Annotated in this window: 13 protein-coding genes; 5 read left to right on the forward strand and 8 right to left on the reverse strand. The window is 73.9% G+C overall.

Annotated elements, in window-relative coordinates; genetic code table 11:
- Window positions 1-93 precede the first annotated feature (93 nt).
- Window positions 94-294 (forward strand): hypothetical protein, encoded by a 201-nt coding sequence (locus GA0070607_RS20605; RefSeq protein WP_089021975.1) that lies wholly within the window; start codon window positions 94-96, stop codon window positions 292-294.
- Window positions 294-1,091, forward strand: coding sequence for a site-2 protease family protein (locus GA0070607_RS20610; protein WP_089019665.1), 798 nt, complete (start codon window positions 294-296; stop codon window positions 1,089-1,091). The genes GA0070607_RS20605 and GA0070607_RS20610 overlap by 1 nt, the downstream gene beginning before the upstream one ends.
- A 167-nt stretch (window positions 1,092-1,258) precedes the next feature.
- On the opposite strand, the gene GA0070607_RS20615 is transcribed toward GA0070607_RS20610, so the two are convergent.
- The 6 genes from GA0070607_RS20615 to nadA form a co-directional block, all read right to left on the reverse strand.
- Window positions 1,259-2,257 carry an aldo/keto reductase family protein gene (locus GA0070607_RS20615; RefSeq protein WP_089019666.1) on the reverse strand — a complete coding sequence of 333 codons (999 nt, stop codon included), beginning with the start codon at window positions 2,255-2,257 and terminating at the stop codon, window positions 1,259-1,261.
- 43 nt (window positions 2,258-2,300) lie between these two features.
- On the reverse strand, window positions 2,301-6,998 hold the full coding sequence (locus GA0070607_RS33470; RefSeq protein WP_231930079.1) for a WG repeat-containing protein: 4,698 nt from the start codon (window positions 6,996-6,998) through the stop codon (window positions 2,301-2,303).
- A gap of 382 nt (window positions 6,999-7,380) precedes the next feature.
- Entirely contained in the window at window positions 7,381-7,941 is a 561-nt protein-coding gene (locus GA0070607_RS20625) for a helix-turn-helix domain-containing protein (RefSeq protein WP_089019667.1), read from the reverse strand.
- 143 nt (window positions 7,942-8,084) lie between these two features.
- A complete protein-coding gene (locus tag GA0070607_RS20630) occupies window positions 8,085-8,678 on the reverse strand; it encodes a DUF3043 domain-containing protein (RefSeq protein ID WP_089019668.1) in 594 nt (197 codons plus the stop codon).
- A gap of 74 nt (window positions 8,679-8,752) precedes the next feature.
- Complete coding sequence (gene murA, locus GA0070607_RS20635) at window positions 8,753-10,108, reverse strand: UDP-N-acetylglucosamine 1-carboxyvinyltransferase (RefSeq protein WP_074313195.1); 1,356 nt, start codon at window positions 10,106-10,108, stop codon at window positions 8,753-8,755.
- A gap of 212 nt (window positions 10,109-10,320) precedes the next feature.
- Complete coding sequence (nadA, locus tag GA0070607_RS20640; RefSeq protein WP_089021977.1) at window positions 10,321-11,520, reverse strand: quinolinate synthase NadA; 1,200 nt, start codon at window positions 11,518-11,520, stop codon at window positions 10,321-10,323.
- A 68-nt stretch (window positions 11,521-11,588) separates the two neighbouring features.
- Between nadA and GA0070607_RS20645 the strand changes: the two genes are divergently transcribed.
- From GA0070607_RS20645 to GA0070607_RS20655, 3 genes are all read left to right on the forward strand, one after another.
- Window positions 11,589-12,728, forward strand: coding sequence for a glycerate kinase family protein (locus tag GA0070607_RS20645; protein ID WP_089021978.1), 1,140 nt, complete (start codon window positions 11,589-11,591; stop codon window positions 12,726-12,728).
- Between the two features lie 181 nt (window positions 12,729-12,909).
- The gene (erpA, locus tag GA0070607_RS20650; RefSeq protein WP_074313193.1) at window positions 12,910-13,278 is read left to right on the forward strand and encodes an iron-sulfur cluster insertion protein ErpA; all 369 of its coding nucleotides are present in this window, start codon (window positions 12,910-12,912) and stop codon (window positions 13,276-13,278) included.
- 175 nt (window positions 13,279-13,453) lie between these two features.
- Window positions 13,454-14,431 (forward strand): carbohydrate kinase family protein, encoded by a 978-nt coding sequence (locus GA0070607_RS20655; protein WP_089019669.1) that lies wholly within the window; start codon window positions 13,454-13,456, stop codon window positions 14,429-14,431.
- 101 nt (window positions 14,432-14,532) lie between these two features.
- Here GA0070607_RS20655 and GA0070607_RS20660 read toward each other — a convergent pair whose 3' ends face one another.
- Together GA0070607_RS20660 and GA0070607_RS20665 are read right to left on the reverse strand one after the other, a co-directional pair.
- The gene (locus GA0070607_RS20660) at window positions 14,533-14,766 is read right to left on the reverse strand and encodes a sulfurtransferase TusA family protein (RefSeq protein WP_089019670.1); all 234 of its coding nucleotides are present in this window, start codon (window positions 14,764-14,766) and stop codon (window positions 14,533-14,535) included.
- Entirely contained in the window at window positions 14,763-15,914 is a 1,152-nt protein-coding gene (locus GA0070607_RS20665) for a cysteine desulfurase family protein (protein WP_089019671.1), read from the reverse strand. The genes GA0070607_RS20660 and GA0070607_RS20665 overlap by 4 nt, the downstream gene beginning before the upstream one ends.
- Window positions 15,915-16,082: the final 168 nt, after the last annotated feature.

The following is a 16,082-nucleotide window of genomic DNA, read 5'->3' on the forward strand; positions in this document are numbered from 1 at the left end:
GGCCGGGGCGAGCGAGCGGCCGTTCCGGGTCGGGCCGACTACGCTGGCGAGGGTTCGTCCCACGGGGACTTCAGCGGCGAGGGGAGACGCGGCATGGCGTGGAGCTGGCGGTACGAGGGCACGGACGGCCAGACGGTCGAGGGACCGGCGGAGTCGTTCGGCAGCCAGGCCGACGCCGAATCCTGGATCGGTCAAACCTGGCGGGAGCTCGCGGCGTCCGGCGTCACCTCGGTCGCGCTCGTGGAGGACGACCGCCTGGAGTACCGGATGAGCCTGCTGCCCACGGCCGAGTGATGGGCTACGACCGGCCGGGCGGGGAGCGGCTGGTGCTGGGCGTGCCCAGGGCGGCGTTCCGGCCCAGCCCGGTCTTCCTCGGCCTGGTCGCCCTCTTCGCGGTCAGCGGGGTGCTGGCCTGGAACGGGTACGGCAGTGTCCGGTTCGACGTGTTCCTCTTCGTGGTCTCCGGGTGGCTGGTCTCGCTCTGCCTGCACGAGTACGCGCACGCGGTGGTGGCCTTCCGGGCCGGCGACCGGGACATCGCCCACCGCGGCTACCTGACGCTCAACCCGTTGAAGTACACCCACCCGCTGCTGTCGATCGTGCTGCCGGTGGTGGTGGTGCTGCTCGGCGGCATCGGCCTGCCCGGCGGCGCGGTGTGGGTGGACCGGCACGCCATTCCGGGCCGGTTGCGGCACACACTGGTCAGCCTCGCCGGGCCGGCGACCAACGTGCTGTTCACGCTGGTGCTGGTGGCGGCGTTGCGGATCGGCATCCAGACGGGGGGTCCGGTCGAGTTCTGGGCCGGGGTGGCGCTGCTGGCGTTCCTCCAGCTCACCGCGAGCGTGCTGAACCTGCTACCGGTCCCCGGCCTGGACGGCGGCAACATGATCCAGCCGTGGCTCAACCCGCAGTGGCGCCGGATGTACGACCTGTTCGCCCCGTACGGCTTCCTGCTGCTCTTCGCGCTGCTGTGGAACCCGCGCATCGGCGGCTGGTTCTTCGACGCGGTCTTCGCCATCGGTGACCTGCTGGGCCTGCCCTCGTGGCTCTACGCCACCGGCCTAGACCTAATCCGCTTCTGGCAAAACTAACCCCCCCCGCGCCCGCCCCCCCGCCCCCCTCCCCCCTCCCCCCGCCCCTCGCCCCGTCGATCTAGGGCTTATCGCCGCTTGTTGATCTCCATTGGCAGCGATATGCCCTAGATCGACGAGGCCGGCGGGGCCGGCGGGGGCGCCGGGGGGCGGGGTGGGGGTGGGGGTTATGGACGCTGGGCGGGGGATTCGGTCTTGGCCGGGTTCCGCTCGGTGACCGGGTCGACGATCTCGTCGATCGCCTTGAGCAGCTCGGCGTCGAGCTTCACGCCGGCCGCCTTGACGTTGTCGTGCACCTGCTCGGGGCGGGACGCGCCGATGATCGCCGACGACACGTTCGGGTTCTGCAGCACCCAGGCCACCGCGAGTTGGGCCATGCTCAGCCCGGCCTGCTCAGCGAGCGGCTTGAGCTGCTGAACCCGGGTCAGCACCTCGTCGGTCATGAACCGGGAGATGAAGCCCGCACCGGACTTCTCGTCGGTGGCGCGGGAGCCGGCCGGCGGCGGCTGCCCCGGCAGGTACTTGCCGGAGAGCACGCCCTGCGCCATCGGCGACCAGACGATCTGGCCGATGCCCAGCTCCTCGCTGGCCGGCACGACCTCGGCCTCGATGACCCGCCAGAGCATCGAATACTGAGGCTGGTTGGAGACCAGCGGGATGTGCAGCTCCCGGGCGAGCGGGTGGGCGGCACGCAGCTGCGCCGCCGTCCACTCGGAGACGCCGATGTAGTGCGCCTTGCCGGAGTGCACGACGTCGGCGAACGCCTCCATCGTCTCCTCCAGCGGCGTGCTGTGGTCGTACCGGTGGGCCTGGTAGAGGTCCACGTAGTCGGTGCGCAGCCGGCGGAGCGAGCCGTTGATCGACTCCATGATGTGCTTGCGGGACAGGCCGCGGTCGTTGCGACCGGGACCGGTGGGCCAGTAGACCTTCGTGAAGATCTCCAGGCCCTCGCGGCGCTCGTTCTGCAGCGCCCGGCCGAGCACGTCCTCGGCCCGGGTGCCGGCGTACACGTCGGCCGTGTCGAAGGTGGTGATCCCCGCGTCGAGGGCGGCCCGGACGCAGGCGAACGCGGCGTCCTCCTCGACCTGCGAACCGTGGGTGATCCAGTTGCCGTACGAGATCTCGCTGACCATCAGGCCGGAACGGCCCAGGTGTCGGAATTCCATGACCCGACCCTAGCCCCGCCGGTTCTGGGTCGCCGAACCCCGGTCAGAGCACCGGGTTGGCGTCGGTGAGCAGCCGGTCGATCTCCGCCAGCACGGCGGCGCGGTCGCGGTGCACCGGGTCGATGAGTGGCTCGCCGCGTCGGTCCAGGGCACCCCAGCGTCCGGTGCCGTTGCCGACCAGGAACGCCACCGGGTGGATGACCAGCATCGGGTGCGCCGGTGGCACCAGCACCGTGCCGCTGCGGTCCACCACGCCACGCCGGCCGCCCACGTCGACCACGGCGAGGCCCTCGTCGGTGAACCCGTCGATCTGCTGGCCGTCGGCCAGTTCGGTGGCGAAGCCGTGGTAGCGGGTGGGCACCACGATCCGGCCGGTCCGGTCGACCGCCCCCCAACCGTCGCGCCGGACCGCGGCCACCCCGCGACGGAACGGGCGTACCTCGGCGAAGTTGGGCGGGACCTGCACCTCGCCGGTCGCGTCGATCGCCGTCCAGCCGCCGTCCGTGACGACCCAGGCCAGGCCGTCGCTGAACGGGCGGGCCGCGCGGTAGGACGGCGGGATCACAGTCGTACCCAACAGGTTGATCAGCGACCACCGGTCGGTGTCCGGCCGGCGGACCCAGGCCAACCCGTCGTGGAACGGCTGCGCCTCGGCGTAGCGGGCGGGGATGACCAGGTCACCGTCGGGGTCGGTGTACCCCCACAGCGGTCCGTCGCGGCCGGGCATCGGGGGTCGGTCGCGGTCGAGCACCTCGTCCCGACTCCGGGGGTACGGCCCGAAGCCGTCCGCCGCGGCCCGGGTGGCGACCGCGTCGAGGGCCACCCGGATCCGGTCCAGCAGGTCGGCGTCACCGGCGCCGCGCAGGTCGAGGGCCTGTTCGAAGTGGTGGCAGGCCTCCATCAGCCGGCCCTGGTCGTAGCAGGCGCGGCCGGCGTGCTCGTGCAGGGCGGCCCGCAGCCGGTCGGGCAGTTCGACCGAGTTGGCCTTGGCGAAGAGCTGGTCGGCCTCGGCGAAGTCACCACGCCAGCGCAGCACATGGGCCAGCCGGGCCTGGGCAAGCGCCGTCCGTCGCAGCTCGCCGGTGGCCTCGGCGTAGGTGAGGGCGAGCCGGCCGTCGGCCAGCGCGTCGTCCAGTTCGTTCAGGATCCGGGAGGTCACCGCCCGCAGGCTGAGCAGCCGGGCCCGGGCCCGGTTGTCGATGGCCGAGCCCAGCTTCTCGGTCAGCCGCCGCCGGATCGCCCGCATGTCGTCCGGCTCCGTCAGGTCCTCGCGCAGGGTGACCGGGTCCAGCCGCCACCGGTACGCGGCAAGGACCTGCTCCGGGTCGCCCTGCTCGGCCAGTGGCCGGCGGGTCGCCGGCGGCGCCGTGTCGGGTGGCGCGGACACCGGCACGCCCTCGTCGGCTGACCCGCTCCGCGGACCGGGAACGGCTGCGGCCGGCGGCGCGGAGACGGGCGGCGCGGAGACGGGCGGCGCGGACACCGGCGGTGCGGAGACCGGCGGTGCGGAGATCGGCGGTGCGGAGACGGGCGGTGCGGAGACGGGCGGTGCGGAGACCGGCGGCGCGGACACGGGTGCCGCGGACGTCGACGCTACGGGCGTGGCGGAGGCGGGCGCAGGCGAGTCCGGCCGTGCGGGCTCCGTCGAGACGGGCTCGTCCGGGTCGTGGTCGGACGGCGCGGGTCGGGCGGACTGCTCACCGACGGCGGACGGGTCGTCGGTGAGCGAACCGGCCATCGGTTCGGGACTGCTCCGACCGGCCGGCTCGTCCGGCGCGGAGCGCACCTCGTCCACCGGGGCGCGCTCGGCCAGGCCCCTGTCGCGTGCGGGCGGCGCGGAGACCGGCCGGTCCAGCGGTGCCGGGATCGGCTGGTGGGCGTCGATCGATGCCGGCGGTGCGGATGTCTGCCGGTCCAGCGGCTCCGGCTCGGCGAGGCGCTCGGCCGCCCAACCGTCGGGTTCGTCGTGGCCCGGCGTGGCCGGGGATCCGGAGCCGTCGGGGTCGGTCTCGGCGGGCGCCGGGTCGGTGCGCTGGTGCGGTGTTCCGGCGGTGCTCGGCGCGCCGGAGACCGACAGGTGGGCCTCCGCCGGTGTCGGCTCGGCGCTGGGCTGCGCCTCGTCGAGCAGATCGTCCGCCGAGCCGCGGGGCGCACCGGAGACCGGCTGCTCTGCGGGTGCCGACACCGGGTAGGTCGGTGGTGCCGACACCGGGTAGGCCGGTGGTGCCGACACCGGGTAGGTCGGTGGTGCCGACACCGGATAGGCCGGTGGTGCGGAGACCGGGTAGGCGGGTGGTGCGGAGACCGGGTAGGCCGGTGGTGCGGAGATCGGTCGCGCGGGCGGTGCGGAAACCGGCCGGGTCTGGGGCTCGGGGGGCGACGCCATGGCGGCCGGCTCGAGCGTGTGGTCCGGGTGCGGGTCGGGCGTCCGATCGTCGTCGGTCGCCTCGGCTGGCCGGCGGTCCGTCTCCGGTTCCTCCTGGTCGGACTCCACCTCCTGAGCGGGGCTGAACCAGGCGGCCGGCCCTTTGGTGACCGGAGCCTCGACCGGATCCGGAGCGGGCGCCACCGGTGGCTCCGACGGCGGCGGGGGTACGTAGCGGCGCGGCATGCCCGGCGCCACCGGAAGCGCCGGCTCGGCATCCGCCATGGGTGTTCGAGCCGTGGCTGACTGAGCCGTGGGTGTGGGGACCGGCCGGGCGGGCGGAGAACCCGAGGCCTGCCACGTGGGCGGCGGTGCGACCGGCGGGCGCGCGTCCGCCGCCGGTGCGGGCTGCTCCGGCGGGGTCGGCTCGGCCGGCGTCCGGCGCTCGGGGGACGCCGGCGGGTCCGGGTGCTCGTCGGACAGCGGCGGGTCCACCGGTGCGGGCAGGAACTCCAGCCGGAGTCGGGCGGCCGGCGGACCCGAGACGGGTACGTCCGCCGCCGGGGACACCGGGGCGGCCGACACCGGCTGGTTTCGATCCGGGCGGGCGGGCGGGAGGTGGTCGGCCGTTCGGCGCTCGTGGTCCGCCGGCGCGGGGGAGGTCGGGGCGGCCGAGATCGGCCGGTCCCGGCCCGGTGCGGTGGGGGAGCCGGATGCCGGTGACACCGGTCGCTCCGGGGATACCGGCGGGACCGGGGCTGGGCGGCCGGTGCCCGGGCTGGCCGGGGAGACGGGCGCCGGCGGGACCGGGGTGGCCCGGCCGGAGGTGGCCGGTGTCCGTGGATCCGCCGCGGCGGGACGTACCTGTCGCTCGTCGTAGCGGGACGGCGCGGCCGGCGGCCTTTCTGGCCGGGTGGCCGGCCGCGACGGGCCGCCCGCCTCGGAGGCGGTGCGGCGCGGGTCGGCGGTGCGGCGCGGGTCGGCGGTGCGGTGCGCATCGCCCTGGTGGCCCGGCTCCCGTGTGCGGTCCGGACGCACCGGACCCGGCGGTGGCCAGGGCAGGCCGCCGTCCGGGCGGTGGCCGGGCTGCGGCCGTGCCTCGCGGTACGCCTCGTCGCGGTACGCCTCCGGCCGGGTCTCCTCGCGGGGGCGCCGGTCCGGGTACGCCTCGGCGCGGGCCGCCGCCTCGCGGGGCTGTTGCCGGTGCGGGTCGGCTGTCCGGCGCCGCTCGTCGTCCCGGCGCGGCTGTCCCGGCATCTCCGGCTCGGGCCGGTGCCGTCGTCCACCGTCCGGTGTCTGCGGTGCGCCGACCGCCTCGTCCGGGCGGTACCGCCGCTCGGCGGGCGCGCCGACGCCGGCGTCCGCACGGGCCCGCGCCGCCGGTCGGGCGTCGTCGGCAACCCGCTCCGGGCGCCGTGTGTCGTCGGCAACCCGCTCCGGGCGGCGGGCATCGTCGCTGACCCGCTCCGGGCGCCGTGTGTCGGACACCCGGTCGGAGCGGCGGGTGTCGTCGGCGGCACGATCGGGGTACCCCTCGGCGGGGTACCGCGAGCGTCCCTCCACGGGTGCCCACTGGCCGGCCCCGCCAGCGGCCCAGCCGTCGGCCGGGCGGTCCTCGTGGCCCCGGGTGGGGCGGACGGCGTACCCGTCGGCGGGGTGCCGGTCGTATCCGGCGGCCGGGCGCTCCTGCGTGCCGCGCCGGCGCGGCGCCTCCTCCGGCTCCTGCACCCAGCCGGGTTCGGCCCGGGGTGCGGGGGACACCGGTGGCGCGCCCGGGTACCCCCGTTCCCGATCGGCCGGGTCGTGTCGCGGTCGGCGGCTGTCGTACCGCTCGGCGGGCTGGTCCCGGTGCCAGGCCGCCTCGCGGGCCGGTGCCCGCTCGTCGCTCGGACGCCGCTCGGACCAGGCGGTCCGCCGGTCGGACTCGGGGGAGCGGCGGTCGTCGCGCCGAGGTGGCTCGGGCAGCGGCCGGCGGTACGGCTCATGGTCGTAGTGGCGGCTGTCGGCCCCGTCCGGCCGGCCGTAGGCGGACGTCTCGACCGGGCGTTCGTCGCCCCGGGATCTGCCGTGGGCCGGCGCCCCGGCCGGCTCCTCGTCGGACCAGGATCGGCCGTAGGGAGCCGTCTCGTCCGGCTCCTCGTCGGCCCAGGACCGGCCGAGGTAGGTGCCGTCCGGGCGGGTGGGCGCGAGTGGCGGCACCTCGGTGCGGCCGACAACTGTCGCCCGGCCGCGCGGCGGCGGGGGCGGCTGGTGGGACATGCCGATGTCGCCGGGATAGCGCTGGCCGGGGAACTGGGGATGCCACTCGGTGGTCGGTTCGACCACCCAGGACGGCTCGTTCGGGTCCCGCCACCGGTCGGTGTAGCGGCCGTTCATCCGCCGAGCCCGTCGCCACACCCGCCCAGGTGGCCGATCAACGCAAGAGGTCGGTGGTCCGCGTTCGCGCCCCGGTGACCGCCGGGCGTCCGGTCGCCGCCTGCCACGCCCCGGTGGCCGGCTCGCGTCCGCTCGCTCACGGCGTTTGTCACCTCGTTGCAGATTGTCGCGCTGGGCCTCGCGTGCCGGTCAGGTCGCCCGTTTCGGCAGGGCGTGGCTGCGGATGGAGGGTAACGGCGTGGGCTCGCTCACCGCCACTGTGGCGCCGCCCACGGACGCAAACGTTATCCTATGGTTTCGGACATTTGGGTTGATAACCGAATCTGGCCTCCGACGATACCTCACCTGTCGGCGGCTCGGCTCGGGCGGGATCCCGCGCCGGTCAGGGGTGTTCCATGACGAGCACCGCGAAAGTGCCGGCGACCAGCGCCTCGTAGCGATGCGGAGCGTCGCCGGGGAACGTCGCGTAGTCGCCGGGGCCGAGGTCGACCGTGCCGGACTCGGGGCCCACCCGCAGTCGGCCGGCAGCGACCACCACGTGCTCGACGCTGCGGGGGGTGTGCCCGTCGGCGGCCCGGATCGCGCCCGGCTCCAACTCGATCAGGTAGATGTCCCGACGCAGGTGCGCCGCTCCGGCGCTGAGCAGCGTCCCGGTGAAGTCGGCCTGCTCGGAGCGGACCTGGGGGCCGTCCCCGGCGCGGATCACCCGTACGCCGTCGTCGGCGGGCTCCACCAGCCGGCTTAACGGCACACCGAGCGCCGCGCCGAGCGCCCACAGCGTCTCCACGCTCGGGTTGCCGGTCCCCGACTCCAGCTGGGAGACGGTGGACTTGGCGACACCCGCCCGCCGGGCGAGCTCGGTCAGCGAGATGCCCACCCGGTCCCGCTCCCGGCGCAGGGCGGCGGCGATCGTGGCGAGCGGGGCGGCCGGTTCGGGAGGCATGCGTTCGCTCCATTGGATCAACGTTCGGCATGAGGAACACCTGTGCTGCGTTCAGCACGGTGGACCATCCGTACGCTACAACGAACAACCGACCCCGGGACGCTTTGCGGCCGCTTACTGCCGCGCCTGCTCGCGTGCCGGTGTCAGACCTTGTCGCCGAGCTTGACCTGAGGAGCCGGGGCGCGCATCCGCCGGAAGGTGATCGACCGCATGACCGCGTACAGGTAGAGCGAGCCCATCCGCTGGTCGGTCTTCGGGAAGCGCTGCCGCACCAGCTTGCCGATCTTGCGGCAGATCAGCACCGAGTCGACGACCACACCCAGTGCCAGCGCGCCCCAGAGCACGTTGGAGATCAGCCGGACCAGCGGCGGCATCGCCGCGTTCGACCCGATCAGCACGATCAGGGCACCACCGAAGAACCAGGTGCCGACGGTACGCCGGGAGTCGACCACGTTGCGCGCCAGCAGCCGCTCCGGGCCGCGGTCGCGGGGGCCGCCCTCGCGGCGGAACTCGGAGGCGGCCTCGGCGCGCAGCTGGCGGCGGCGCTCCCGCTCCTCCTCCTTCGTGAGGGGGCGGGTGGGGCCGGCCGGGCGGCGGCCGGCGGTCGGCCGCTTGGGCGTCTCCCGACCCTTGGCCGGGGTGTAGCCCCGGGGCCGCTCGGCGGTCTCCTCGGGAGTCACCGAGGAGACGGCCTCGTCGACGAGGTCGGTGGACTTGCGGCGAAAGAGCGACGGCACGCGGCAAGGGTAGCCAACGGTCCGCGCCCGGTGCACATCGCGGTGCACCGGGGGCGAACGGAAGGTGGTGGAGGTTACGGACGCTCGGCGTGCGCGCCGAGGTCGGCGAGCTTCGCCTCGAAGTCCTCGTAGCCCCGGTTGATCAGGTCGACGCCGTACACCCGGGAGGTGCCCTCGGCCGCGAGCGCCGCGATCAGATGGCTGAAACCGGCCCGCAGGTCCGGGATGACCAGGTCGGCGGCGTGCAGCTTGCTCGGCCCGGCGATCACCGCGGAGTGCTTGAAGTTGCGACGGCCGAAGCGGCACGGGGTGCCGCCGAGGCAGTCCCGGTAGACCTGGATGTTGGCGCCCATCGAGTTGAGCGCCTCGGTGTAGCCCAGCCGCTGCTCGTAGACCGTCTCGTGGACGATCGACAGCCCGCGGGCCTGGGTCAGCGCCACGACCAGCGGCTGCTGCCAGTCGGTCATGAAGCCGGGGTGCACGTCGGTCTCCAGCGCCACGGCGTTCAGTTCGCCGCCCGGGTGCCAGAACCGGATGCCACCCTCCTGGCCCGGGTCGCCCAGCTTCGGCGGACGGGCGTCGGTGACCTCGTACTCGCCGCCGACCGACCGGAAGATGTTCAGGAAGGTCATCATGTCGGCCTGCTGCGCGCCGAGCACCTCGACGTGACCGCGGGTGGCCAGCGCGGCGGCCGCCCAGCTCGCCGCCTCGATCCGGTCCGGAATCGGCCGGTGGGTGTAGCCGTGCAGCTTCGGTACGCCCTGGATCTCGATCACCCGGTCGGTGTGCACCTTGATGATCGCGCCCATCTTCTGCAGGATGCAGATCAGGTCGATGATCTCCGGCTCCACCGCGGCGTTGCGCAGCTCGGTGACGCCCTCGGCCATCACAGCGGTCAGCAGCACCTGCTCGGTGGCGCCGACGCTCGGGTACGGCAGGGCGAACTTGGTGCCGTGCAGGCCGTTCGGCGCGGACAGGTGCAGACCCTCGGGCCGCTTGTCGACAGTGGCACCGAACTCCCGCAGCGCCTGAAGGTGGAAGTCGATCGGGCGCGGGCCGATGTGGCAGCCGCCCAGGTCCGGGATGAACGCGTGCCCGAGCCGGTGCAGCAGCGGGCCGCAGAAGAGGATCGGGATCCGGCTGGAGCCGGCGTGCACGTTGATCTGGTCGGTGCTGGCGCTCTCCACGTTGGCCGGGTCGAAGACGAGCTCGCCGTCCTCGGTGCCGTCGGTGACCTTGACGCCGTGCAGACCGAGCAGACCCCGGACCACCTCGACGTCGCGGATCTTCGGCACGTCGAACAGCCGGCTCGGGCTGTCGCCGAGCAGCGCGGCGACCATCGCCTTCGAAACCAGGTTCTTCGCGCCGCGCACGCGGATCCGCCCTTCAAGCGGAGTGCCTCCGTGCACGACCAGGACGTCGTCGGTCAACGCAACCTCCAGCGCGTCGGTGCTGCCGTGTTGATGGTGGGGAGCGTGAACCCTTTCGCTACCCCGGATGCGGCCATATCGAAACGGCCCGCTTGCGTCGTCGCTCCGGCAGCATAGCCCTCGGTGACGAAAAAGGACTCGGTCACATCGGCGTGTGTGGCATTAATCGGTGATCCGGCACTTTTGCGTACCAAGGGCACTACGGATCGTGATCAGACCGTGGCCGGCGGCGGGGTGTCCGCGCCGGGCAGGGCGAGCATCTGATCCAGCGCCACCCGGGCGTGGTACGCGGTGTCGGCGTCCACCGTGATCTGGTTGACCACCCGGCCGGCGACCAGCTCCTCCAGTGCCCACACCAGGTGCGGCAGGTCGATCCGGTTCATCGTCGAGCAGTAGCAGACCGCCTTGTCCAGGAACATGACCTGCTTGTCCGGGTGTGCCAGCGCCAGCCGGCGGACCAGGTTCAGCTCGGTGCCGAGCGCCCACGCCGACCCGGCGGGGGCCGCCTCGATGGTCTTGATGATGTACTCGGTCGAGCCGACGTGGTCGGCGGCCGTGACCACCTCGTGCCGGCACTCCGGGTGGACCAGCACGTTGACCCCGGGTACCCGCTCCCGTACGTCGTTGACGCTGTCCAGGGTGAACCGGCCGTGCACCGAGCAGTGCCCGCGCCACAGGATCATCTTGGCGTCGCGCAGCTGCTCGGGGGTGAGCCCGCCGCCCGGCTTGTGCGGGTCGTAGAGCACGCAGTCGTCCAGGGACAGGCCCATCTCCAGCACGGCCGTGTTGCGGCCCAGGTGCTGGTCGGGCAGGAAGAGCACCTTCGACCCCTGCTCGAACGCCCAGTCCAGGGCGCGCTTGGCGTTGGAGGAGGTGCAGACCACGCCACCGTTACGGCCGACGAAGCCCTTGATGTCGGCCGAGGAGTTCATGTACGTCACCGGCACGGTCTCGCCGGCGATGCCCAGCTCGGTCAGCGTGTCCCAGGCGGCCTCGACCTGGCCCAGCACGGCCATGTCCGCCATCGAGCACCCGGCCGCCAGGTCGGGCAGGATCACCCGCTGGGTGTCGGTGGTGAGGATGTCGGCGCTCTCGGCCATGAAGTGCACGCCGCAGAAGAGGATGTACTCCGCGTCCGGGCGGGCCGCGGCCTCGCGGGCGAGCTTGAACGAGTCGCCGGTCACGTCCGCGAACTGGATCACCTCGTCGCGCTGGTAGTGGTGCCCCAGCACGAAGACCTTGCTGCCCAGCTTCGCCTTCGCCGCCGCGGCGCGGGCCACCAGATCCGGATCGCTGGGCGCCGGAAGATCGCCCGGACACTCGACGCCGCGCTCGGTGTCGGGGTCGCTGCCCCGGCCGAGCAGCAGCAGAGCCGTCGCCGTGTTGGAGGGTTCCACCCAGGTCGAAGTCACGTGATCCATGGTCCCACAGCGCGGGCGCGGCGCGGCTTCCGTTGGTGTGGGCTGCCACACTGCTCGGCATGCGTGTGCTGCTCTGCCCGGACAAGTTCGCCGGCACCCTGCCCGCACCGGAGGTGGCCGCCGCGGTGGCTGCCGGTTGGCGCACCGTCGCCGAGGGTGACGACCTGCTGATCCGGCCGCTGGCCGACGGCGGGCCGGGCTTCGTGGAGGTGCTCGCCGAGGCCCTCGGCGGCCGGCGGGTGGCGGTACGGACTGTCGACCCGCTGGGCCGGCCGGCGGCCGGTGAGATCCTGCTCACCGCCGACGGCGCGACCGCCTACCTGGAGAGCGCCCAGGCGTGCGGGCTGCACCTGCTCACCGGCGCCGAACGTGACCCGAAGACCACCACCTCCTACGGGCTGGGCCTGCTCGTCGCGGCCGCGGTGGAGAGCGGGGCCCGGACGGTGGTGATCGGGCTGGGTGGCTCCGGCACCAACGACGCCGGCGCCGGGATGCTGGCCGCGCTGGGCGTGACCCCGCTCGACGCCGCCGGCGCCGCGCTTCCGTACGGCGGGGCGGCGCTCGCCGGGGCCGTCGCGCTGGACGGCGCACCCCGGCTGCGCGGGGTCCGCCTGGTCGCCGCCACCGACGTGGACAACCCGCTGCTCGGCCTGCACGGCGCGAGCAACGTGTTCGGCCCGCAGAAGGGTGCCGACCGGGCCGACGTGCTGTTGCTCGACGCCGCACTGGAGCACTTCGCGACGGTGTTGGAGCGGGATCTGCCCGGCTGCCCGGCGGGGCTCGGCGCGCTGCCCGGCGGCGGGGCCGCGGGCGGCATTGGCGCGGCCATCCTCGCCCTGGGTGGCGGCTGCGAATCGGGCATCGGCCTGGTCACCCGGGCCACCGGGCTGGACGCCGCGCTCGACACCGTCGACCTGGTGATCACCGGCGAGGGGTCCTTCGACCACCAGTCGCTGCGCGGCAAGGTCGTCGCCGGGGTGGCCGGCGCCGCCCGGGACCGGGGGGTTCCCTGCGTGGTGGTGGCCGGCCAGGTGAGCACCGGCCGGCGGGAGGCCGCCGCGGCGGGGGTGACCGACGCGTACAGCCTGGTCGAGCACTTCGGCGGGGAGGAGGGCGGCGGGCTCGCCGCCGCGCTGAGCCGGCCGGTGGACGGGCTGCGCGAGCTGGGCGCCCGGCTGGCCCGGCAGTGGAGCCGCTGAGCGCTCCGGGTGGTCGCGGTACGCGGCCACGACCGGGCCGACCTGCGGCGGGGGTCACGCCACGCGGGTGAGCCCGGCCGCGGCGGCGTACGATCGGAAAAGGACCACACCGGGAATCACTGGACGGCGCGCGGCGTTGGCCAGTGCGTCCGGACCCAATACCGCGCAGGGAGACTTCCACGTGACCACGCCAGCGCAGACCGAGTCGACCGAGGCCAAGGCCCCTACTTCCGTCGTCCTCACCGACGTCGCGGCGCAGAAGGTCAAGGCTCTGATCGAGCAGGAGGGCCGCGACGACCTGCGGCTCCGTGTCGCGGTGCAGCCGGGCGGCTGCTCCGGCCTGCGGTACCAGCTCTTCTTCGACGAGCGTTCGCTCGACGGTGACGTCGTCACCGATTTCGGTGGTGTCGAGGTCGTCGTCGACCGGATGAGCGCCCCGTACCTTTCCGGTGCGACGATCGACTTCGCTGACCGGATCGACGCGCAGGGCTTCACCATCGACAACCCCAACGCGGGCAACTCCTGCGCCTGTGGCGACTCGTTCAACTGAGTCGTCCGCACCACGCACCATCACGACGGGGCCGTCCTGTGGGACGGCCCCGTCGTCGTGTGCGGGTGAAAGTGGTCCCCGAGCCGGCCGATCACCGTTGTCCGACCGACCGGATACCACCGGGTGGCCGGGCCGGTAGTCTGACCGCGCCCTGCTCCCGACCCCGAGGGTTGACATGAAGATCGCCGTGACCGGCTCGATCGCCACCGATCACCTGATGAGCTTCCCCGGTCGCTTCGCCGACCAGCTCATCGCCGATCAGCTGCACAAGGTTTCGCTCTCCTTCCTGGTGGACGACCTGGTGCTCCGCCGGGGCGGGGTGGCGGCGAACATCGCGTTCGGCATGGGCCAGCTCGGGCTGCGCCCGGTGCTGCTCGGCGCGGTGGGCGCCGACTTCGCCGACTACCGCTCGTGGCTGGAGCGGCACGGTGTGGACTGCGACTCGGTGCACATCAGCGAGGTGGCGCACACCGCCCGCTTCGTCTGCACCACCGACACCGACATGTGCCAGATCGCGTCGTTCTACGCCGGCGCGATGAGTGAGGCGCGCAACATCGAGCTCGCCCCGGTCGCCGACCGGCTCGGCGGGCTGGACCTGGTGCTGGTCAGCGCCAACGACCCGGAGGCCATGCTGCGCCACTCCGCCGAGTGCCGCACCCGCGGGTACGCGTTCGCCGCCGACCCCTCCCAGCAGCTCGCCCGGATGCCGGGTGAGGACGTGGTGGCGCTGATCGAGGGCGCCGAGTACCTGATGACCAACGACTACGAGAAGTCCCTGCTGCAGAGCAAGGCGCAGCTGAGCGACGACCAGCTGCTGGAGCTGGTCAAGGTGCGGGTCACCACGTTGGGCAAGCACGGCGTGGAGATCGCCGGGCGCGGCATGGACCCGATCCACGTGCCGATCGCGCGGGAGATCCGGGCGGTCGACCCGACCGGTGTGGGCGACGGCTTCCGGGCCGGGTTCTTCACCGCGCTCTCCTGGGGCCTCGGCCTGGAGCGGGCCGCCCAGGTCGGCTCGCTGCTGGCCACGCTGGTCCTGGAGACCGTCGGCACCCAGGAGTACGACGTCCGCCGCGACCTGTTCGTCAAGCGCCTCGCCGAGTCCTACGGCGACACCGCCGCCGACGAGATCCGCCCGCACCTCCTGCCGTAACGCTCGAAACGTCCTCCATGATCGTTGGCTGCTCAGCAGCTGCCGGGGCCGCGTGCCGCCCAGCTCAGCCGCCAACGATCATGGGTGGGCGGGGATGTTGGTCAGTGGGTTCGGCGGATGTCGTAGGCGGGGCCGTCCGGGCCCGTGATGGCGGCGACGAACTCCTGGCCGCGCATCCGGCACCAGGCGGGAATGTCCACGGCCGCGGCCGGGTCGTCGGCGAGCACCCGCACCACAGTGCCGATCGGCACCTGGGGCATCCGTCGGGCCGCCGCGATCACCGGCAGCGGGCAGCGCTGACCACGGCAGTCGAGCACCTCGTCCGGCATCGTCACAGCCCCACCACCCCGGCCTCGGCGCGCAGCCCGGCGACGATCCCGGGCAACTCGGCGAGGAACCGCTCGACGTCCGCCTCGGTCGTCTCCCGGTGCAGGCTGACGCGGACGTTGCCGTGGGAGAGCACCCCCATCGCCTCCAGCACGTGCGACGGGCGCAGCGTGGACGAGGTGCAGGACGAGCCGGACGACACCGCGAAGCCCCGCCGGTCCAGCGCGTGCAGCAGCGCCTCGCCGTCCACGTACAGGCAGGAGAACGTGACCAGGTGGGGGAGCCGGAGCACCGGATCGCCGACCACCTCCACGTCCGGCACCTCCGCCGGGACCCGCGCCCGGATCCGGTCCACCAGCGGCGCCAGCCGGGTCTCCTCGGCCGCGGCGTCGGCCGCCGCCGCGCGCAGGCTCGCCGCCGCCGCCACCACCGCGGGCAGGTTCACCGAGCCGGGGGTACGCCCGCCCTCCCGCTCGTCGGCCGGCCAGGGTGACTCCCAGCGGGTGCCCTTGCGGACCGCCAGCAGCCCCACCCCGGGCGGACCACCCCACTTGTGCGCGCTGGCGGTGAGCACCGACCAGCCCGCCGGCAGGGGCACCCGGCCGACCGACTGCGCGGCGTCGACGTACAGCGGCACCCCGGCGTCGGCGCAGGCGGCGGCCGCCTCCGCGACCGGTTGCACGGTGCCCACCTCGTGGCTGGCGGTGATCAGCGCGGCCAGCGCGACCCCGGGAGCCCGGACCGCGTCCGACCAGGCGGCCAGGTCCAGCCGGCCCAGCCGGTCGACCGGCACCGGGTTGGCGACGCCGCCCGCCGCAACGTGCCGCTCCGCGGCGTGCAGCACCGCGGAGTGCTCGATCGCCGAATGCACAAGCGTCGGCCCGACCCGACGCCGCCCGGCCAGGCCGCCGAGCACCGCGCCGTGCGCCGCCGTCGTACCGCTGGAGGTGAAGGACAGCTCGTCCGCGCGGACGCCGAGCGTCTGCGCGGTGGCCTCGCGGGCGGCGTCGAGCAGTTGCCGTGCCCGGCGGGCCTGGCTGTAGAGCTTGCCCGGGTCGGCCCAGCCGTCGTCGAAGGCGGCCAGCAGCGCCTGCCGGGCGACCGGATGCATCGGCGCGGCGGTCGCCGCGTCCAGGTAGACCGGGGATGCGCTCACAGACCAACACGCTATCGCGGCGGTATGCCTAGGATCCCCCCAATGGGGGGCGGACAGTGACCCCACCACGGCCGAGTCCGTCATGGTCGAGTAATCTGCGACCGTCGGTGACGCCTTTGCCGCCGGTGCTGAGGAAAGACGCACCGCGGCGCGCTAGGGAGGCAGGAC

This window comes from Micromonospora coriariae (genome assembly GCF_900091455.1).
In the GTDB taxonomy this organism is placed as follows: Bacteria; Actinomycetota; Actinomycetes; order Mycobacteriales; family Micromonosporaceae; genus Micromonospora; species Micromonospora coriariae.